Source organism: Azospira sp. MPR-E4, from assembly GCF_058809645.1.
This window is the reverse complement of record NZ_JBXAST010000042.1, coordinates 1-18,612: the sequence shown is the minus strand read 5'-3', so window position 1 is coordinate 18,612 and position 18,612 is coordinate 1. Positions and strand designations below refer to the sequence as shown.

Annotated in this window: 15 protein-coding genes; 5 read left to right on the top strand and 10 right to left on the bottom strand. The window is 66.2% G+C overall.

Features of this window, described 5'->3' with window-relative positions; all coding sequences use genetic code 11:
- Nucleotides 1-67: 67 nt before the first annotated feature.
- Nucleotides 68-844, bottom strand: a complete 777-nt coding sequence (locus AC1RTA_RS12255; RefSeq protein WP_492784844.1) for an enoyl-CoA hydratase/isomerase family protein — start codon at nucleotides 842-844, stop codon at nucleotides 68-70.
- 75 nt (nucleotides 845-919) lie between these two features.
- Nucleotides 920-1,576 carry a GntR family transcriptional regulator gene (locus AC1RTA_RS12250; RefSeq protein ID WP_014235635.1) on the bottom strand — a complete coding sequence of 219 codons (657 nt, stop codon included), beginning with the start codon at nucleotides 1,574-1,576 and terminating at the stop codon, nucleotides 920-922.
- A gap of 330 nt (nucleotides 1,577-1,906) precedes the next feature.
- Between AC1RTA_RS12250 and scpA the strand changes: the two genes are divergently transcribed.
- The 4 genes from scpA to accC are packed head-to-tail and all read left to right on the top strand — an operon-like array spanning nucleotide 1,907 to nucleotide 8,702.
- Nucleotides 1,907-4,072 carry a methylmalonyl-CoA mutase gene (gene scpA, locus AC1RTA_RS12245; protein WP_492784843.1) on the top strand — a complete coding sequence of 722 codons (2,166 nt, stop codon included), beginning with the start codon at nucleotides 1,907-1,909 and terminating at the stop codon, nucleotides 4,070-4,072.
- A 9-nt stretch (nucleotides 4,073-4,081) separates the two neighbouring features.
- Complete coding sequence (gene meaB, locus AC1RTA_RS12240) at nucleotides 4,082-5,110, top strand: methylmalonyl Co-A mutase-associated GTPase MeaB (RefSeq protein WP_014235633.1); 1,029 nt, start codon at nucleotides 4,082-4,084, stop codon at nucleotides 5,108-5,110.
- Between the two features lie 47 nt (nucleotides 5,111-5,157).
- Nucleotides 5,158-6,690, top strand: coding sequence for an acyl-CoA carboxylase subunit beta (locus AC1RTA_RS12235; RefSeq protein ID WP_014235632.1), 1,533 nt, complete (start codon nucleotides 5,158-5,160; stop codon nucleotides 6,688-6,690).
- Nucleotides 6,691-6,710: 20 nt separating this feature from the next.
- Nucleotides 6,711-8,702, top strand: a complete 1,992-nt coding sequence (gene accC, locus AC1RTA_RS12230) for an acetyl-CoA carboxylase biotin carboxylase subunit (protein ID WP_014235631.1) — start codon at nucleotides 6,711-6,713, stop codon at nucleotides 8,700-8,702.
- An 87-nt stretch (nucleotides 8,703-8,789) separates the two neighbouring features.
- Here accC and AC1RTA_RS12225 read toward each other — a convergent pair whose 3' ends face one another.
- Complete coding sequence (locus AC1RTA_RS12225) at nucleotides 8,790-8,990, bottom strand: hypothetical protein (RefSeq protein WP_014235630.1); 201 nt, start codon at nucleotides 8,988-8,990, stop codon at nucleotides 8,790-8,792.
- Between the two features lie 131 nt (nucleotides 8,991-9,121).
- Entirely contained in the window at nucleotides 9,122-10,222 is a 1,101-nt protein-coding gene (locus tag AC1RTA_RS12220) for a FimL-related protein (protein ID WP_492784842.1), read from the bottom strand.
- 96 nt (nucleotides 10,223-10,318) lie between these two features.
- On the opposite strand from AC1RTA_RS12220, the gene AC1RTA_RS12215 reads away from it, so the two are divergent.
- Nucleotides 10,319-12,193: a diguanylate cyclase gene (locus tag AC1RTA_RS12215; RefSeq protein ID WP_205229716.1), complete on the top strand. Its 1,875-nt coding sequence runs from the start codon at nucleotides 10,319-10,321 to the stop codon at nucleotides 12,191-12,193.
- A gap of 80 nt (nucleotides 12,194-12,273) precedes the next feature.
- Here AC1RTA_RS12215 and AC1RTA_RS12210 read toward each other — a convergent pair whose 3' ends face one another.
- From AC1RTA_RS12210 to AC1RTA_RS12185, 6 genes are all read right to left on the bottom strand, one after another.
- A complete protein-coding gene (locus AC1RTA_RS12210) occupies nucleotides 12,274-12,750 on the bottom strand; it encodes a VOC family protein (protein WP_014235627.1) in 477 nt (158 codons plus the stop codon).
- A gap of 317 nt (nucleotides 12,751-13,067) precedes the next feature.
- Nucleotides 13,068-13,544, bottom strand: a complete 477-nt coding sequence (locus tag AC1RTA_RS12205; RefSeq protein WP_130459820.1) for a nitrate reductase cytochrome c-type subunit — start codon at nucleotides 13,542-13,544, stop codon at nucleotides 13,068-13,070.
- Between the two features lie 10 nt (nucleotides 13,545-13,554).
- Entirely contained in the window at nucleotides 13,555-14,475 is a 921-nt protein-coding gene (napH, locus tag AC1RTA_RS12200) for a quinol dehydrogenase ferredoxin subunit NapH (protein WP_492784841.1), read from the bottom strand.
- Nucleotides 14,472-15,452, bottom strand: a complete 981-nt coding sequence (napG, locus tag AC1RTA_RS12195; protein WP_014235624.1) for a ferredoxin-type protein NapG — start codon at nucleotides 15,450-15,452, stop codon at nucleotides 14,472-14,474. The genes napH and napG overlap by 4 nt, the downstream gene beginning before the upstream one ends.
- An 89-nt stretch (nucleotides 15,453-15,541) precedes the next feature.
- A complete protein-coding gene (gene napA / locus AC1RTA_RS12190; RefSeq protein ID WP_152090380.1) occupies nucleotides 15,542-18,067 on the bottom strand; it encodes a nitrate reductase catalytic subunit NapA in 2,526 nt (841 codons plus the stop codon).
- Between the two features lies 1 nt (nucleotide 18,068).
- On the bottom strand, nucleotides 18,069-18,317 hold the full coding sequence (locus tag AC1RTA_RS12185; protein WP_014235622.1) for a chaperone NapD: 249 nt from the start codon (nucleotides 18,315-18,317) through the stop codon (nucleotides 18,069-18,071).
- Nucleotides 18,318-18,612 lie beyond the last annotated feature (295 nt).

The window sequence follows — 18,612 nt, the reverse complement described above, 5'->3', positions numbered from 1 at the left end:
AAAAGCCCCGGGAGTTTCCCGGGGCTTTTTCTTTCTGCCGTTGCCGGCGGCCAGCGCAGTTTGTTGATCAACAGCCCTTGAAGGCGGGCTTGCGCTTGGCCAGGAAGGCGTCCAGGCCTTCCTTGTAGTCGGCGGTGTCGAGGAAGGCGAAGGAGGCGGCCTTTTCTTCCTGGGTCAGGGGCATGCCGGAAGCCAGGCGGCGCATCCACTGCTTGTGCCAGCGGGCCACCAGGGGAGCGCCGGCAGCGATGCGGCGAGCGGTGGCGGTGACTTCGTCCTCCAGCTGGGCATCGGCCACCACCCGCGTCAGCAGGCCCTTGGCGTAGGCCTCGGCGGCAGAGAGGATGCGCCCTTCCAGCAGGATCTCGGACATCACGGCGGGGCCGGCCAGGGCCAGCAGGCCGGACATCTCGCCCGGATACATGGAGAAGCCCAGCTTGTTGATGGGGGCGCCGAACTTGGCCCCTTCGCCGGCGATGCGTAGGTCGCAGTTGCCGGCGATCTCCAGGCCGCCGCCGATGCAGGCGCCCCGGATCAGGGCCACGGTGGGGTGGGGGCAGTCGCGCACCGCATCCAGGGCGGCGCCCACCTTGTCGTGGTAGTGCAGGGCCTGTTCCAGATTGGTGCGCTTGACCAGGAATTCCTCGATGTCGCCGCCGGCGGCGAAGGCTTCGCCGGCACCGGTGAGGACGACGCAGCGCAGGCTGGAGTCGGCCGAGAGTTCGGACATGACGGCGGCCAGGTCGCACCACATGGCGTAGTTAACGGCGTTGAGCTTCTCCGGGTTGGAGAGGGTGACGGTGGCGATGTCGCCGTCACGGGAGACGAGAATGCGTCCGGACATGGCGGTTCTTTCAAGGCGGGGGTGGAAAAAAACAGGGGCTGCACAGGCAGCCCCGGGGTGTGCGGCGGGTGGGGCTCAGCGGCTGGTGGCCTTGGCCATGGCTTCGCTGCCGGCGATGAGGTGGCTCTTCATGACCTTCTCGGCCAGCTCCGGGTCCTTGGCGGTGATGGCGGCCAGCAGTTCCCGGTGTTCTTCCATGGACTTCTTCAGGCGGCCGTCCACGGACAGGGACTGGTAGCGGGTCAGCTTGAGGACCTTGCGCAAATCCTGGATCACCTGCAGCAGCCAGCGGTTGCCGGCGATTTCCCAGAGGGTCAGGTGGAAATTCTGGTTGGCCTCGAAGTAGGCCGGAATGTTGCCGGTGGCGGCCGCCTTTTCCAGGATGTCCTGGATCGCCTGCAGGCGGGCCACGTCGGCCGGGGTGGCCTTCTGGGTGGCCTCGAAGGCGCAACGGCCTTCCAGCATGGCGATGATGGGGAAGATCTCCTGGATGTCGCCCCCGGACAGCTCGGTGACGTAGCAGCCGCGGCGCGGCTTGAGGGTCACCAGGCCTTCGGAGGCCAGCACCTTCAGGGCCTCGCGCAGGGGGGTGCGGGAGATGCCGTAGTCTTCGGCCAGGGCCTGCTCGTCGATCCAGGTGCCGGGCGGCAGTTCATGGGAAAAGATGCGCTGACGCAGGCGCTCGGCCACTTCTTCGTAGAGGGCGGGCTGGGCGATACGGATGGCGTTCATGAACGATCGGTGGGACAGAAATTCAGCAGGATATAGAAAATCCGGACGCAGAGTCTGGTGTCTTTGCCCTATGCGTTACGTAATAAGCCAAGCATTACGCAAGCCGCAAGCAGGGCGCAATTATAGCCCAGTTGGCAAGTATTGCATTCATAATTATGGATACAGTATTATCCAGGGTTCGGGATGTCAAGCTGGCCGAAAAGCGGGTTCATGGCTGCCGGCGCTCCCTTAGCAAGCCCTTCCCCGCCGCCTGTTTGGGCGGCGTAGAATCGAAAATCTAGCCGTCGCAGCGCCCCTGGCATGCGGCGGGTGTACCGAGAAAGGTCTGACATGTCTGCCGACGCATCCAAGCCCCAATTGCCCAATTCCGACAACCTGGACGCCTGGGCCAAGGCCGCCGCCAAGTCCGCTCCCGGCGGCGACGTCAATGCGCTCAACTGGATCACGCCGGAAGGCCTGACCGTCAAGCCCCTGTACACCAAGAAGGACGTGGAGGATCTGCCCTACGCCGACACCCTGCCCGGCTTCGCTCCCTATCTGCGCGGTCCCCAGGCCACCATGTACGCCGTGCGGCCGTGGACCATCCGCCAGTACGCCGGCTTCTCCACCGCCGAAGAATCCAACGCCTTCTACCGCAAGGCTCTGGCCGCCGGTGGCCAGGGCGTCTCCGTGGCCTTCGACCTGGCCACCCACCGCGGCTACGACTCGGACAATCCCCGGGTCCTGGGCGACGTCGGCAAGGCCGGCGTGGCCATCGATTCCGTCGAGGACATGAAGATCCTCTTCGACGGCATCCCCCTCGACAAGATTTCCGTTTCCATGACCATGAACGGCGCCGTGCTGCCCATCCTGGCCGGTTACATCGTCGCCGCCGAAGAGCAGGGCGTCTCCCAGGAACAGTTGTCCGGCACCATCCAGAACGACATCCTGAAGGAGTTCATGGTCCGCAACACCTATATCTATCCGCCCAAGCCGTCGATGAAGATCATCTCCGACATCTTCGGCTACACCGCCCAGCACATGCCCAAGTTCAACTCGATTTCCATCTCGGGTTATCACATCCAGGAAGCCGGCGCCAACCAGGCCATCGAACTGGCCTTCACCCTGGCCGACGGCATGGAATACGTGCGCACCGGCATCGCCTCCGGCCTCGACGTGGATGCCTTCGCCGGCCGCCTGTCCTTCTTCTGGGCCGTGGGCATGAATTTCTACCTGGAAATCGCCAAGATGCGCGCCGGCCGGATGCTGTGGCACCGCATCATGAGCCAGTTCAACCCGAAGAGCGCCAAGTCCCTCATGCTGCGCACCCACAGCCAGACCTCCGGCTGGTCCCTCACCGAGCAGGACCCGTACAACAACGTGGTGCGCACCACCATCGAAGCAATGGCGGCGGTCTTCGGCGGCACCCAGTCCCTGCACACCAACGCCCTGGACGAAGCCATCGCCCTGCCGACGGAGTTTTCCGCCCGCATCGCCCGCAACACCCAGCTGATCATCCAGGAAGAAACCCACATCACCAACGTGGTGGACCCCTGGGCCGGTTCCTACATGATGGAAAAGCTGACCCAGGACATGGCCGACAAGGCCTGGAGCATCATCCAGGAGATCGAAGTCATGGGCGGCATGACCAAGGCCGTGGAATCCGGCTGGGCCAAGATGCAGGTGGAAACCTGCGCCGCCGACAAGCAGGCGCGCATCGACTCCGGCAAGGACGTCATCGTCGGCGTGAACAAGTACAAGCTGGCCAAGGAAGACCAGATCGACATTCTGGACATCGACAACCACGCCGTGCGCGAAGCCCAGATCGCCCGCCTGAAGAAGATCCGCGCCAGCCGCGACAGCGCCGCCGTGCAGGCCGCCCTGGATGCCCTGACCCAGTGCGCCGAGAGCGGCGAGGGCAACCTGCTGGACCTGAGCGTCAAGGCCATCCGCCTGCGCGCCACCGTGGGCGAAGTGTCCGATGCCCTGGAAAAGGTCTTCGGCCGCTTCCGTGCCAACAACCAGACCATTTCCGGTGTTTATGGAGGCGTCGTGGAAGGACAGGAAAGCTGGGAATCCATCAAGGCCGACATCGCCAAGTTTGCCGAAGAAGAAGGCCGTCGCCCCCGCATCATGATCGCCAAGCTGGGCCAGGACGGCCACGACCGTGGCGCCAAGGTGGTGGCCACCGCCTTCGCCGACCTGGGCTTCGACATCGACATGGGCCCCCTCTTCCAGACCCCGGAAGAAGCCGCCCGCCAGGCCGTGGAAAACGACGTGCACGCCATCGGTGTCTCCTCCCTGGCTGCCGGTCACAAGACCCTGCTGCCGGCCCTGGTGAACTCCCTCAAGGAACAGGGCGCCGACGACATCATCGTCTTCGCCGGCGGCGTCATTCCCGCCCAGGATTACGACACCCTCTACGCCGCAGGCGCCAAGGCCATCTTCGGTCCCGGCACCCGCATCGAGGATTCCGCCAAGCGCGTCCTGGAAGAAATCCGCAAGTCCCGCGGCTAAGCCTTGACGATGCAGATGTCGGAAGCCTCCACGGTGGGGCAGCACTCCCTCGCCGGGGCCGACCAGGCCCTGGTGGACGGGGTCCTGGCGCGTCAGCGCCGGGCCCTGGCCAAGGCCATCACCCTGATCGAGTCCAGCCGGGCCGACCATCAGGTGCGGGCCCAGCAGGTGCTCGCCTCCCTTCTGCCCCACACGGGCAAGGCCATCCGCATCGGCATTTCCGGCGTCCCCGGCGCCGGCAAGTCCACCTTCATCGAAGCCCTGGGCATCCACCTGATCGAACGGGGCCATCGCCTGGCCGTGCTGGCGGTGGATCCTTCCTCCTCCGTCTCCGGCGGCTCCATCCTGGGTGACAAGACCCGCATGGAAACCCTGTGCCAGCGCGAGGAGGCCTTCATCCGGCCGTCCCCCTCCGCCGGCAGCCTGGGCGGCGTCGCCGAGAAGACCCGGGAAGCCATGCTGCTGTGCGAGGCCGCCGGCTTCGACGTGATCATCGTCGAGACCGTCGGCGTCGGCCAGTCCGAGACCACGGTGGCCGGCATGGTGGATATGTTCTGCCTGCTGCAGCTGCCCAATGCCGGCGACGACCTGCAGGCCATCAAGAAAGGCATCGTCGAGATTGCCGACATGGTGGTCATCAACAAGGCCGACATCGACCCCCGGGCCGCCCAGGTGGTGCGGGCCCAGTGGAACAACGCCCTGCACATGCTGCGCCACGCCAGCCCCAACTGGGCGCCGCCGGTGATCACCCTGTCGGCCCTGCACAAGGAAGGCATCGGCGACTTCTGGGCCCAGGTGGAAAAGTACCGTCAGGCCCTGACGCCTACCGGCGAGTTCGAGGCCCGGCGCCAGCGCCAGTCCATCGACTGGATGTGGAGCCTGATCGATTCCGGCCTGCGCCAGTATTTCCGTAACCACCCGGCGGTGCGCCGGGACCTGCCCGGGCTCACCCAAGCGGTGACCCAGGGCCGCACCACGCCGGCCGCGGCGGCTTACAAGCTGTTGGGCGACCTGCGAACCGATTCGCCATCCGAATAACGTTTCAAACCTTTCGACCCTGTTTCGACCCATTGGGAGAAGTCCACATGCACGACATCATTCACGAGCTGGAGAAAAAGCGCGAAGCCGCCCGCCTCGGCGGTGGCCAGAAGCGCATCGACAGCCAGCACAAGAAGGGCAAGCTGACCGCCCGCGAACGCCTCGAGCTGCTGCTCGATCCCGATTCCTTCGAGGAATGGGACATGTTCAAGGAGCACCGCTGCACCGACTTCGGCATGGCCGAGACCAAGAACCCGGGTGACGGCGTCGTCACCGGCTACGGCACCATCAACGGCCGTCTGGTCTTCGTTTTCTCCCAGGACTTCACCGTCTTCGGCGGCTCCCTTTCCGAGACCCATGCCGAGAAAATCTGCAAGGTCATGGACCACGCCATGAAGGTCGGCGCTCCCGTGATCGGCCTGAACGACTCCGGCGGCGCCCGTATTCAGGAAGGCGTTGCCTCCCTGGGTGGCTACGCCGACGTGTTCCAGCGCAACGTCATGGCCTCCGGCGTGATCCCCCAGATCTCCATGATCATGGGCCCCTGTGCCGGCGGCGCCGTGTATTCCCCGGCCATGACCGACTTCATCTTCATGGTGAAGGATTCCTCCTACATGTTCGTCACCGGTCCCGAAGTGGTGAAGACCGTGACCCACGAAGAAGTGACCGCCGAGGAACTGGGCGGCGCCGTGACCCACACCACCAAGTCCGGTGTGGCCGACCTGGCCTTCGAGAACGACGTGGAAGCCCTGAACTACCTGCGTCGCCTGGTGAACTTCCTGCCCGCCAACAACCGGGAAAAGCCCCCGGTGCAGAAGACCAACGATCCTGCCGAGCGTCTGGACTTCTCCCTCGACACCCTGGTGCCGGACAACGCCAACAAGCCCTACGACATGAAGGAACTGATCATCAAGATGGTTGATGATTGTGACTTCTTCGAGATCCAGCCGGACTACGCCAAGAACATCATCACCGGCTTCGCCCGCATGGATGGCCACCCCGTCGGCATCGTTGCCAACCAGCCCCTGGTGCTGGCCGGCTGCCTGGACATCAAGTCCTCCATCAAGGCTGCCCGCTTCGTGCGCTTCTGCGACGCCTTCAACATCCCCGTGGTGACCCTGGTGGACGTGCCCGGCTTCATGCCCGGTACTTCCCAGGAATACGGCGGCATCATCAAGCACGGCGCCAAGCTGCTCTACGCCTACGCCGAATGCACTGTGCCGAAGGTCACCCTGATCACCCGCAAGGCCTACGGTGGCGCCTACGACGTGATGTCCTCCAAGCACCTGCGCGGCGACGTGAACCTGGCCTGGCCCAGCGCCGAAATCGCCGTGATGGGCCCCAAGGGCGCCGTGGAAATCATCTTCCGCGAAGAGAAGAACGACCCCGCCAAGCTGGCCGAGCGCGAAGCCGAATACAAGGCCAAGTTCGCCAACCCCTTCGTGGCCGGTGCCCGTGGCTTCATCGACGACGTCATCATGCCCAACGAGACCCGCAAGCGGATCTGCCGTTCCCTGGCCATGCTGCGTGACAAGAAACTCGACAACCCGTGGCGCAAGCACGGCAACATTCCGCTGTAAGCGACGGGAAGGACTAAAACATGTTTAAGAAAATCCTGATTGCCAACCGCGGCGAAATCGCCTGCCGCGTCATCAAGACCGCCCGCAAGATGGGCATCAAGACCGTCGCCGTCTACTCCGAGGCCGACAAGGACGCCCTGTTCGTGGAGATGGCCGACGAAGCCGTCTGCATCGGCCCGGCCGCTTCCAAGGAATCCTACCTGGTCGCCGACAAGATCATCGCCGCCTGCAAGCAGACTGGCGCTGAAGCGGTGCACCCCGGCTACGGCTTCCTCTCCGAGAACGCCGAGTTCTCCCGCCGTTTGGAAGAGGAAGGCATCAAGTTCATCGGTCCCAAGCACTACTCCATCGCCAAGATGGGCGACAAGATCGAGTCCAAGAAGCTGGCCATCGAAGCCAAGGTCAACACCATTCCCGGCTACAACGATGCCATCGACGGCCCCGACGCTGCCGTGGAAATCGCCAAGAAGATTGGCTACCCGGTGATGATCAAGGCCTCCGCCGGCGGCGGCGGCAAGGGCCTGCGCGTGGCCTACAACGACGCCGAAGCCCACGAAGGCTTCTCCTCCTGCGTCAATGAGGCCCGCAACTCCTTCGGCGACGACCGCGTCTTCATCGAGAAGTACGTGCTGGAACCCCGCCACATCGAAATCCAGGTGCTGGGCGACTCCCACGGCAACTACGTGTACCTGAACGAGCGCGACTGCTCCATCCAGCGCCGGCACCAGAAGGTCATCGAAGAGGCACCGAGCCCCTTCGTCGATCCCGAGATGCGCAAGGCCATGGGCGAGCAGGCCGTGGCCCTGGCCCGGGCCGTGAATTACGAATCCGCCGGTACGGTGGAGTTCGTGGTCTCCGGTGCCACCAAGGAGTTCTACTTCCTGGAGATGAACACCCGTCTGCAGGTGGAGCACCCCGTCACCGAACTGATCACCGGCCTCGACCTGGTGGAACAGATGATCCGCGTCGCCTACGGCGAGAAGCTGCCCCTGACCCAGGCCGACGTGCAGATCAACGGCTGGGCCATGGAGTGCCGGATCAACGCGGAAGACCCCTTCCGCGGCTTCCTGCCCTCCACCGGCCGCCTGGTGAAATTCCAGCCGCCGGCCGAGGTGGACGGTCAGGTGCGTGTGGATACCGGCGTCTACGACGGCGGCGAAATCTCCATGTACTACGATTCCATGATCGCCAAGCTGATCGTGCACGGCGCTTCCCGCGAGCAGGCCATCGCCCGCATGCGTGACGCCCTGAACGGCTTCGTCATCCGCGGCATCTCCTCGAACATCCCGTTCCAGGCCGCCCTGATGCAGCACGCCCGCTTCCAGTCCGGCATCTTCGACACCGGCTTCATCGCCAAGGAATACCCGAAGGGCTTCGACGCCTCCATGGTGCCCCACGACGATCCGGCCCTGCTGATCGGCGTCGCCGCCTTCGTGCATCGCCGCTACATCGACCGCGCCGCCCAGGTTTCCGGCCAGCTGCCGGGCCACGAGCGCAAGGTGGGCGACGAGTGGGTGGTGATCCGCAACGGCGAACGTCACCCCGTGGTGGCCAAGCCCATCGAGGGCGGCTATCTGGTGACCTACAACGGCGAGAAGTACGAGCTTCTCTCCGATTGGCGCCAGGGTCAGTCCCTGTTCAACGGTACCTGCAACGGCGAGGAATTCACCCTGCAGGTGGAACGCCACCGCATGACCTACCAGCTGTTCCACTGGGGCACCCGCGCCGACATGATGGTGATGTCTGCCCGCGCCGCCGAACTGCTGGCCCTCATGCCGGAAAAGGCCGCTCCCGACCTCTCCAAGTTCCTGCTGTCCCCCATGCCGGGCCTGCTGCGCGAAGTGTCCGTCGCCGTCGGCCAGGAAGTGAAGGCCGGCGAGAAGCTGGCCGTCATCGAAGCCATGAAGATGGAGAACATCCTCAAGGCCGAACAGGACTGCAAGGTGAAGAAGATCTCCGTCACCGCCGGCTCCAGCCTGTCGGTGGACGAAATCATCATCGAGTTCGAATAAGCGGCTGCTGCCGCCTCATCCCGCCCGCCGTCGCCCTCAGGTGACGGCGGCAGGATTGCCCAAGGGCCGGTTCTACCGGCCCTTTTTTTATGGCCGGACGTCGGCCCGGGCCTGCAGCACGGGATGGGGCGGGGCGGAGGGCGAGGCCAGGGTGCGCAGGGCGCCGTAGGCCAGGAAGGCGCCGAGGAGGGCGCACAGGGTGAAGAACAGCGCCAGCTCGCGGCGCAACAGGCGTTCGATCCTGGGCAGGGTGTCCCTACCGGGCGGTACTAGCGGCATCTGGTTCATTTTTTTCTCCCTGGACTGGCTGCCCGCCTGCGCCGTCTGGCGGCGGGCCGGCAAGGCCAGTAAATACCCTGTTGCTTACATGGATATTACGGCGAGGGAGGGAGGCCGGTGGCGGCAGACGCGGTGCCGCGTCAGACCTGGGCCAGGATTTCCAGGATGTCCGTGGCTTCGGGCAGGGGTTGGGCCACCAGGAGAAAGTCGGCCATGGTGTCCAGCTCGGCCAGGGCCGCTTCCAGGGCCTCGCGGACTTCCGGGTGGTCGAAACCGTGGCCGGCCTGGGCCCGGACGATGGCCGCCGCCAGCCCCTGGGCCAGGGCTTCGGCACTGTCCAGTTCCAGGTGGGCGGCGTGGTCCGCCAGGCAGTGGGCCGATTCGGCCAGGGCTTCCCCATCCGGCTCCAGGCAGGCCAGTTCCTCCCGCATCAGGGCCGCCTGCTCGCCGATTTCGCCGGCAAAGAGGCGCAGCAGGGTGGGCGAGACGGCGGGACGCTGGCTTTCCCGGCATTCCGCCAGGCGCTGGGCGACGTGGGCCACCCGTTCGGCGAAGACCGGCAGGCCCAGGTCCCGGGTGTCGCCGAGCAGTTCCAGGGCGGCGGCGATGGCGGCGCGCAGGTAGGGGTCCTCCGCCGCCTCCGGGGCGTCGAGGCGGTCGCCGACACCGGCCAGGGATTCGGCCAGGTGCAGGGTCTCCGGCAGGTTGAGGCTCATGGCGGCGGCGCAGAGGTCGATCAGGGCCCGCCGGAAGGGCGCCAGATCGCCGCTGCCGCGCCCATTCCAGGCGGCCACGGCGGCGTTGCCGGCGGCGCTCCAGGCGGCTACTGCCTCAGCGTCCAGGTCCGGGGCCTCGGGCTTGGCCATCAGGGAAATCAGTTCGGTCACCGGCGGCAGCTGGCCGGCACCTTGGCGGATGCACTGCTGCAGTTCCTCGGCCAGGCCGCCCTCGGGGGCTTCGCTGCCATTCAGGGCGGCCCGCATCTGCAGGTCGATGCGGGCGCAGAGGCGGCGGGATTCCGCATCCACTGCCAGGGTGCCGTCGGAGATGGCGCGCAGGAACACTTCGGCACTGTGCCAGAAGGGGGCGAAGTCGCCGGCGGCGGCTTCCAGGTGGCGCACCGCGGCCCGCATCTCCGGCAGCCCGGCCGGGTCCCCCGGCTGTTGCAGCCAGGCCAGCATGCCCCGCTGGTAACGGCTGCGGGCCTGACGCTGGGAGGGGGAGGGCGGGGCAACGCTCATGGCAGGGGCGGAAGGATCGGTGGATGGGGCATTTTACTCCTCTGCCCGGGGACGTCTGTGGTTAGAATGCGGGCATAAATACAAGCGGAGACATCCGTGTTCCACTCCCCCTCGGCTCCCAGAGACCGCCCGGCCTTGCTGTGGCAGGCCCTCCTGTTTTTCCTGCTCCTGCTGCCTGCCGTCGTCCGGGCCCATCCCCTGGTGCTGGATCAGGACGACGGCAGCTTTGCCCTGGTGCCCCACGTGGAAGTGCTGGAAGACCCGGGCGGCAAGCTCGACCTGGCCGCCGTGCGGCAGGCCGCCGCCGCTGGCCGCTTCGCGCCGGCCCATGCCCTGGGCGAATTGAACTTCGGCTATTCCTCCTCCGCCTTCTGGCTGCGCATTCCCCTGGAGTCCCGCCTGCAGCGTTCCAGCCCGTGGCTGCTGGAGATCGCCTTTCCCTCCCTCGATCGGGTGGAGCTGTTCCTGCCCCGGGCCGACGGCCGCGTCGACTACCAATTAACCGGGGACCGCCTGCCCTTTGCCGAACGCCCCTATCCCAACCGCAATCTGGTGCTGCCCCTGGAGCTGGGACCCGGCGAGTCACTCGCCCTGTATTTGCGGGTCGAGTCGGAGGGCAGCCTGACTTTGCCCCTGACCCTGTGGACGCCGGATGCCTTCCGCCTGCACAACCAGGACGCCTACGCCGGCTTCTCCCTTTACTACGGCATGCTGCTGGCCCTGGGCCTGTACAACCTGCTGCTCTTCTTCGCCCTGCGGGAGCGCATCTATCTGGTCTATGTGGCCTTCGCCGTGAGCATGGCGGTGGGCCAGCTGTCCCTCAACGGCCTGGGCAACGAATACATCTGGCCGGCCTTCCCCGCCTGGGGCAATGTGGCCCTGCCCTCGGGCTTTGCCGCCACCGGCTTCTTCGGCGCCATTTTTACCCGCCTCTTCCTCAATACCCGGCACAGCAATCCCCGGGCCGACAAGCTGATCCTGGCCCTGGCCGCCGGCTTTGCCGTGGCCGCCCTGGGTCCGGCCCTGCTGCCTTACCGCTGGGCCGCCATCCTCACCTCCCTGCTTGGCGCCGCCTTTTCCGCCGTGGCCGTGGCGGTGGGCGTCCATGCCCAGCTGCGGCGCCACCCGGGGGCCCGCTACTTCCTCCTGGCCTGGTCCCTGCTGCTGGTGGGCGTGGGCATGATGGCCCTGCGCAACCTGGGCTGGCTGCCCACCACCCTGTTCACTTCCTACGGCATGCAGATCGGTTCGGCCCTGGAGATGCTGCTGCTCTCCTTTGCCCTGGCCGACCGCATCCAGGCCGAGCGCCTGGCTCGGGAACTGGCCCAGGGCGAGGCTCTCCACAGCAAGCAGGACCTGGTCAATGCCCTGCGCAGCAATGAGCAACTGCTGGAGGCCCGGGTGGCGGAACGGACCCGGGACCTGGCCGCCGCCAACGATCGCCTGCTGGCCAACGAGCAGCAGTTGCAGCGCATGGCGCGGCACGATCCCCTGACCGGGCTGGCCAACCGTCTGCTGCTCGACGACCGCATCAGCCACGGTCTGGCGGTGGGTCGGCGCAACGGCACCCGTCTGGCCCTGCTGCTGATCGACCTGGACGGCTTCAAGCCGATCAACGATGAGCATGGTCATGCCGTGGGCGACCAGTTGCTGGTGGTGCTGGCGGACCGCCTGCAACGCTCGGTGCGGGCGGTGGATACGGTGGCGCGCCTGGGCGGCGACGAGTTCGTGCTGGTGCTGGAGGACCTGGCGGCGGTGGAGGACGGGCGCCAGGTGGCGGCCAAGGTGGTGGCGGAAATGAGCCGGCCGGTGGTGCTGGAGGGGCGGGAACTGCTGGTTTCCGCCAGCGCCGGCCTGGCCTTCTATCCGGAGGACGGGGAGGACGCCCAGACCCTGCTCAGGCGTGCCGACGAGGCCATGTACGAAGCCAAGCGGGCCGGCCGCAACACCTTCCGTCAGGTGGGCCAGTAGGACGTTGCGGGCAGCGTGAACGTGAAAAAGGCCGCCCGCGGGCGGCCTTTTTCATTGCGGAAGCCTGTGGGCGGTGCTGCTCAGCCGGCCAGCTTGGCGAAGGCGTCCACCACTTCGGCGGGAGCCTGCACCAGTTCGATCAGCACGCCTTCGCCGCCGATGGGGGATTCCTCATTGCCCTTGGGGTGCAGGAAGCAGATGTCGAAACCGGCCGCGCCCTTGCGGATGCCGCCGGGGGCGAAGCGCACACCGTTGGCCGTCAGCCATTCCACGGCCTTGGGCAGGTCGTCGATCCACAGGCCCACGTGGTTGAGGGGGGTGGTGTGCACCGCCGGCTTCTTTTCCGGGTCCAGGGGCTGCATCAGGTCCACTTCGACCTTGAAGGGGCCCTTGCCCATGGCGCAGATGTCCTCGTCCACGTTTTCCCGCTCGGAGACGAAATTGCCGGTGACTTCCAGGCCCAGCATGTCGACCCACAGGGTCTTCAGCTTGTCCTTGGAAGGGCCGCCGATGGCGATCTGCTGGATGCCGAGAACTTTGAAGGGACGCTGGGACATGGAGAGGCTCCTGAAATCGGTGGAATTAAAAATACATAATTATACAGAGCGAACCGCCGCCCAGGGAGAGGGGCGAGCGGTACCCGGGGCCGGAATCCGGGGGCGGAGCCCAAGGGGGCTCCCGGGGCGATGCTCCAGGGCGGACACCGGCTCCGGGCGGACGGAGGAGGAGGCCGCCTCACGCCAGCTGTCCGGCACGATGGGGCGCGAAAAAAAAGCGGAGCCCCGCCGCCGCAGGTGCTCCGCTTCCCTCTGTAACCGGGCGGACCCGGAAGTGATGGCAATCGCCGTTGCTGCCGACAGGCGCAACGGTCTGCTTATTTCTTCTTGGCCTTGGCGTCCTTGCTGGCGGCGATGTTGCCGACGAAGGTGTTTTCCACCAGGGGCGGGGCATCCACCTGGGGCACGTGGCACTGCACGCAGTTGTGGCGCAGGTGGGTGACTTCGGCGTGCTGCTTGCCTTCCCGGTCGATGAAGTGGCTCTCGCCGATCTTCGGAGCCTTCTTCTCCTTGTACTTCTCCGGACCGTGGCAGGTCAGGCACTGGTTCTCTTCCAGGGTGATCTCGTCGAAGTTGTCCACCGCGTGGGGGATCACCGGCGGCTGCTCCTTGTAGGTGCGGGCGATGGGCTGTTGCAGGCCCGGCTTCTTGCCGGCGTAGGCCTTCACCTCGGGGGCCGGGTCGCCGGCGGGAATGTCGGCGCCACGCATGGTCTTGGGCGCATCGGCGGCCTGTGCCAGGCAGGCGAAGGAGGCGGCCAGGATGGCCAGGGTCAGTTTGTGCAGTCGGTTCATGGTCGGCTCCTCAATGGATGGTCTTGCGATGGTCTGTCTGGCCTTCGGCCTCCCCGGCCGGGGCGCAGCGCTGGGTGTGCTGGTTGAAGCGGCTGCCGAAGACGAAGACGTCCTTGGCGCAAACGTCGATGCAGCGGCCGCAGTTGGTGCAGGCAGAGGCCAGGATGACCGGGCCGGTGCCGTTGGCCTCGCCCTTGAGGGCGGGGCGGATGACCTGGGGTTCGGGGCAGGCGGCGAAGCAGTCCATGCAGTCGTCGCAGTCCTGGCGCCGGCGGGCGCTGACCCGCAGCAGGCTGGTGCGGCCGAGCAGGCCGTAGAAGGCGCCCACCGGACACAGGTGGCCGCACCAGCCCCGGCTCATGATCAGCAGGTCCAGCAGGAAAATGGCGAGAACCACGGTCCAGGCGGCGCCCAGGCCGAAGATGAGGCCCCGGTGCAGCATGGATACCGGATTGATCAGCTCCCAGGCCAGGCCGGCGCCGGCCAGGGGCAGCAGCAGGGTCAGCCCCAGGATCCAGTAGCGGCTGCGGCGACTGATGTGGGCGCTGCCCTTGAGACCGAGGCGCTCCCGTAGCCAGCCGGCCAGGTCGGTGACCAGGTTCATGGGGCAGACCCAGGAGCAATACACCCGGCCGCCCACCAGCAAGTAGAAGGCGAGCACGATGGCGGCGCCGAGCAGGGCCAGGCCCTCGGGGCGATGGCCGGAGAACAGCACCTGCAGCACCAGCAGGGGATCGGCCAGGGGCAGGGTGTCCAGGGTCAGGCTGTAGCTGAGGTTGCCCTTGACCAGCCACAGGCCGGCCAGGGGGCCGAGCAGGAACAGGCCCAGGATGCCGACCTGGGACAGGCGCCGCAGCAGCAGCCAGCGGTTGGCGCCGAGCCGGCCCTTGGCGGCCAGAGCGGCGGGGAAACGGGGAGAGAGGAAGCTCATCGCGCCGCCTCGTCGGAAAGCCGGTTGGGCAGGCCGCCACCGGGGATGTTCTGGGGTATGGCCGGAACGCCCGGTCCATGGGCGTCGGCACCGGGGATGCTCGGCGCCAGGCTATCGACGCCGCTGCCCGGGGTGGCCGGCTTGCCGGGGGCGAGGGACGGGCCTCCCTGGCTGGCCGGGTCGAAGTGGCCCTCCAGACGGGCGCCTTCAGGCATGCGGTCCGGCAGGTCGCCCAGGCCCTTGTCGTCCACCAGGGAATGGCCGGCCTTCTTCTCTTCCTCCCAGCCGACCCGGTAGTGCTGGCCCAGCTCGCCCTTGGCCAGGGGCACGGGCAGGACCTTGATGGCGGCGGTTTCGAGGACGCAGGAGCGCTCGCATTTGCCGCAGCCCGTACAGTGCTCGGAATGCACCGTGGGAATGAACATGCTGTGACGGCCGGTGCGGGTATTGGGCCGCAGCTCCAGGGTGATGGCCTTGTCGATCACCGGGCACACCCGGTAGCAGACGTCGCAGCGCAGGCCGAGGAAATTGAGGCAGGTTTCCTGGTCGAGCAGGACCGCCAGGCCCATGCGGGCCTGGTTGATGTCGGTGAGGCCGTGGTCCAGGGCGCCGGTGGGGCAGGCCTTGACGCAGGGGATGTCCTCGCACATCTCGCAGGGCACCTGGCGGGCGACGAAATAGGGCGTGCCGGTGGAGACCGGCTGCTCCGGCCGGGCCAGGGACAGGGTGCCATAGGGACAGTCGCGCACGCACAGGCCGCAACGGATGCAGGCACCGAGAAAGTCCTCCTCCGCGCCGGCGCCGGGTGGGCGCAGGGCGGCCGGCGGCAGGGCCCGGGCCTGCTTGGCATGGAAGCCCAGGCCGAGACCCAGCAGACCGACGCCGCAGGCCATGCGGCCGGCGTCGGCGAAGAACTGGCGCCGGGCCGCCGCAGCCTTGTCGGACTTGGCAGGAGGGGAGTTGGAAAGATCGCTCATGGCGTGACCGGCGGCGGGAACCGACTGGGGGCGGACTTCGCTGTCCGCCCCGCCGGCCTCCCTGATGCCTTATCCGGTTGTGTAGGTGCTTAGGCCTTGACCACCTTGCAGGCGCACTTCTTGAAGTCCGTCTCTTTCGAGATGGGGCAGGTGGCGTCCAGGGTCAGCTTGTTCACCAGCCGGTGCTCGTCGAAGAATGGCACGAAGACCAGACCCAGGGGCGGCTTGTTGCGGCCCCGGGTTTCCACCCGGGTGGAAATCTCGCCGCGGCGGGACTGCACCTTGACCGTGTCGCCGCGCTGCAGGCCGCGCTTCTTGGCGTCTTCCGGATGCATGTAGATCCAGGCGTCGGGCATGGCCTTGTACAGCTCGGGCACGCGCCGGGTCATGGAGCCGGTGTGCCAGTGCTCCAGCACGCGGCCGGTACAGAGCCACAGGTCGTACTCGGCATCCGGCTGCTCGGCGGCAGGCTGGTAGGGCAGGGCGAAGACCACCGCCTTGCCGTCGGGGAAGCCGTAGAAGCGCACCTTCTCGCCGGCCTTGACGTAGGGGTCGTAGCCTTCGCGGAAGCGCCACAGGGTTTCCTTGTTGTCCACCACCGGCCAGCGCAGGCCGCGGGCCTTGTGATAGGTGTCGAAGGCAGCCAGGTCGTGGCCATGGCCGCGACCGAAGGCGGCGTACTCCTCGAACAGGCCCTTCTGCAGGTAGAAGCCGAGAACCTTGCCTTCCTCGTTCTCAAAACCCTTCAGCTGGTCGGAGACGGGGAACTTGTTCACTTCGCCGTTGGCGTAGAGCACGTCATAGAGGGTCTTGCCCTTGTACTCGGGCGCCTTGTCCAGCAGTTCGGCGGGCCACACTTCCTCCATCTTGAAGCGCTTGGAGAATTCCACGTACTGCAGCACGTCGGAGCGGGCCTGGCCCTGGGGCTTGACCTGCTGGCGCCAGAACTGGGTGCGGCGCTCGGCGTTGCCGTAGGCGCCCTCCTTCTCCATCCACATGGCGGAGGGCAGGATCAGGTCGGCGGCCAGGGCGGAGACGGTGGGATAGACGTCGGAGTGCACCACGAAGGCGGCCGGATTGCGCCAGCCCGGGTAGACCTCGCCGTTGATGTTGGGGCCGGCCTGCATGTTGTTGGTGGTGGTGGACCAGAAGAAGGCCACCTTGCCGTCCTTCAGGGCGCGGCTCTGGGCCACGGCGTGCAGACCCACCCAGTCGGGGATGGTGCCGGCGGGCAGCTTCCACAGCTTCTCGGTGATTTCCCGGTGCTTCGGATTGACCACCACCATGTCGGCGGGCAGGCGATGGGCGAAGGTGCCCACTTCCCGGGCCGTGCCGCAGGCGGAAGGCTGGCCGGTGAGGGAGAAGGGGCCGTTGCCAGGCTCGGAGATCTTGCCCACCAGCAGGTGCACGTTATAGATCATGTTGTTCACCCAGGTGCCCCGGGTGTGCTGGTTGAAGCCCATGGTCCAGTAGGAAACGACCTTCACCTTGGGATCGGCATAGGCCTTGGCCAGGGCTTCCAGGTTTTCCTTCGGCACGCCGGAAATTTCGTGGGTCTTGTCCAGGGTGTATTCGGCGACGAAGGCCTTGAACTCGTCGAAGGAGATGTCGGTGGCCTTGTTGGGGTCGCCCTTGGGCTTGCCGTCCGGGCCCGGGTAGCCGTTGTTGCCGGCGGCCTGTTCCAGGGGGTGGTTGGGACGCAGGCCGTAGCCGATGTCGGTGACGCCCTTCTTGAACTTGACGTGGTTCTTGACGAAGTCCTGGTTCACCGCGCCGTTCTGGATGATGTAGTTGGCGATGTAGTTGAGGATGGCCAGGTCGGACTGGGGCTTGAAGATCAGCTCGTTGTCGGCCAGCTCGCAGGAGCGGTGGGTGAAGGTGGACAGCACGTGGATCTTGACGTGCTTGGCGTTGAGGCGGCGGTCGGTGATGCGGGACCAGAGGATGGGGTGCATCTCCGCCATGTTGGAGCCCCACAGGGCGAACACGTCGGCGTGCTCCGCATCGTCATAGCAGCCCATGGGCTCGTCGATGCCGAAGGTGCGCATGAAGCCGGCCACGGCGGAGGCCATGCAGTGGCGGGCGTTGGGGTCCAGGTTGTTGGAGCGGAACCCGGCCTTCCACAGCTTGGCGGCGGCGTAGCCTTCCCAGATGGTCCACTGGCCGGAGCCGAACATGGCGATGTTGCGCGGGCCGCCGGCCTTGAGGGCTGCCTTGCACTTCTCGGCCATGATGTCGTAGGCCTGGTCCCAGGAAATGGGGGTGAAGTCGCCGTTCTTGTCGTACTGGCCGTTCTTCATGCGCAGCAGGGGCTGGGTCAGGCGGTCCTTGCCGTACATGATCTTGGAGAGGAAGTAACCCTTGATGCAGTTGAGGCCCCGGTTTACCGGCGCTTCCGGATCGCCCTGGGTGGCCACCACGCGGCCGTCCTTGGTGCCCACCAGGACACCGCAGCCGGTGCCGCAGAAGCGGCAGACGCCCTTGTCCCAGCGGATGCCGTCATTCTTCGGCTGCTGCGCCAGGGCTTCGGATACGCCGGGCACCGCCATGCCGGCGGCGTTGGCGGCGGCGGCGACGGCGCTGCTCTTGATAAAGTCGCGACGGGTCAGGTTCATCTCAGGACTCCTTCTCGGGATCAGGTTCGAAGTGGTGATACACCATGGCCAGGGACATGACGCCCGGCAGCTGCTGTATCGCCTCGTAGGTTTGGGTGGTTTCCCGGTCGCCGTCGCTCTCGATGGTGACGATCATGCGGCCCTCTTCGGAGACGGCGTGGACCTCCACGCCCGCCAAGGTCGCCAGACCCGCCTCGACGGCCGCGATCTGCTGCGGCCCGGCGTTGACCAGAATGCTGGAAATATTCACGGATGATTCCCCCAATCGGCAGGCACGGCTCGAAGGGCCGGCTCAAGGTTCGACCACTCTATGCCCCTACGGAAACCCAGGTTTATGATGTGAATCAAAAGCGAAAAAAAGCCCCCGCAGGATGTAGGTGATTTGAAAAGTCACCGGGCTTCGGTTAGCCTGATCGGGCTTTGCCTGGTGCGGTTTTCCGCCGCATCGGGGTTAATGAGAATGACCCACAACAAGGCCCGCCCCATGTCGGCAGGCCGGCGGTTCGAGTAACAGCCCCGATTCCCCAGAAGGCTTGTTTTCCCAC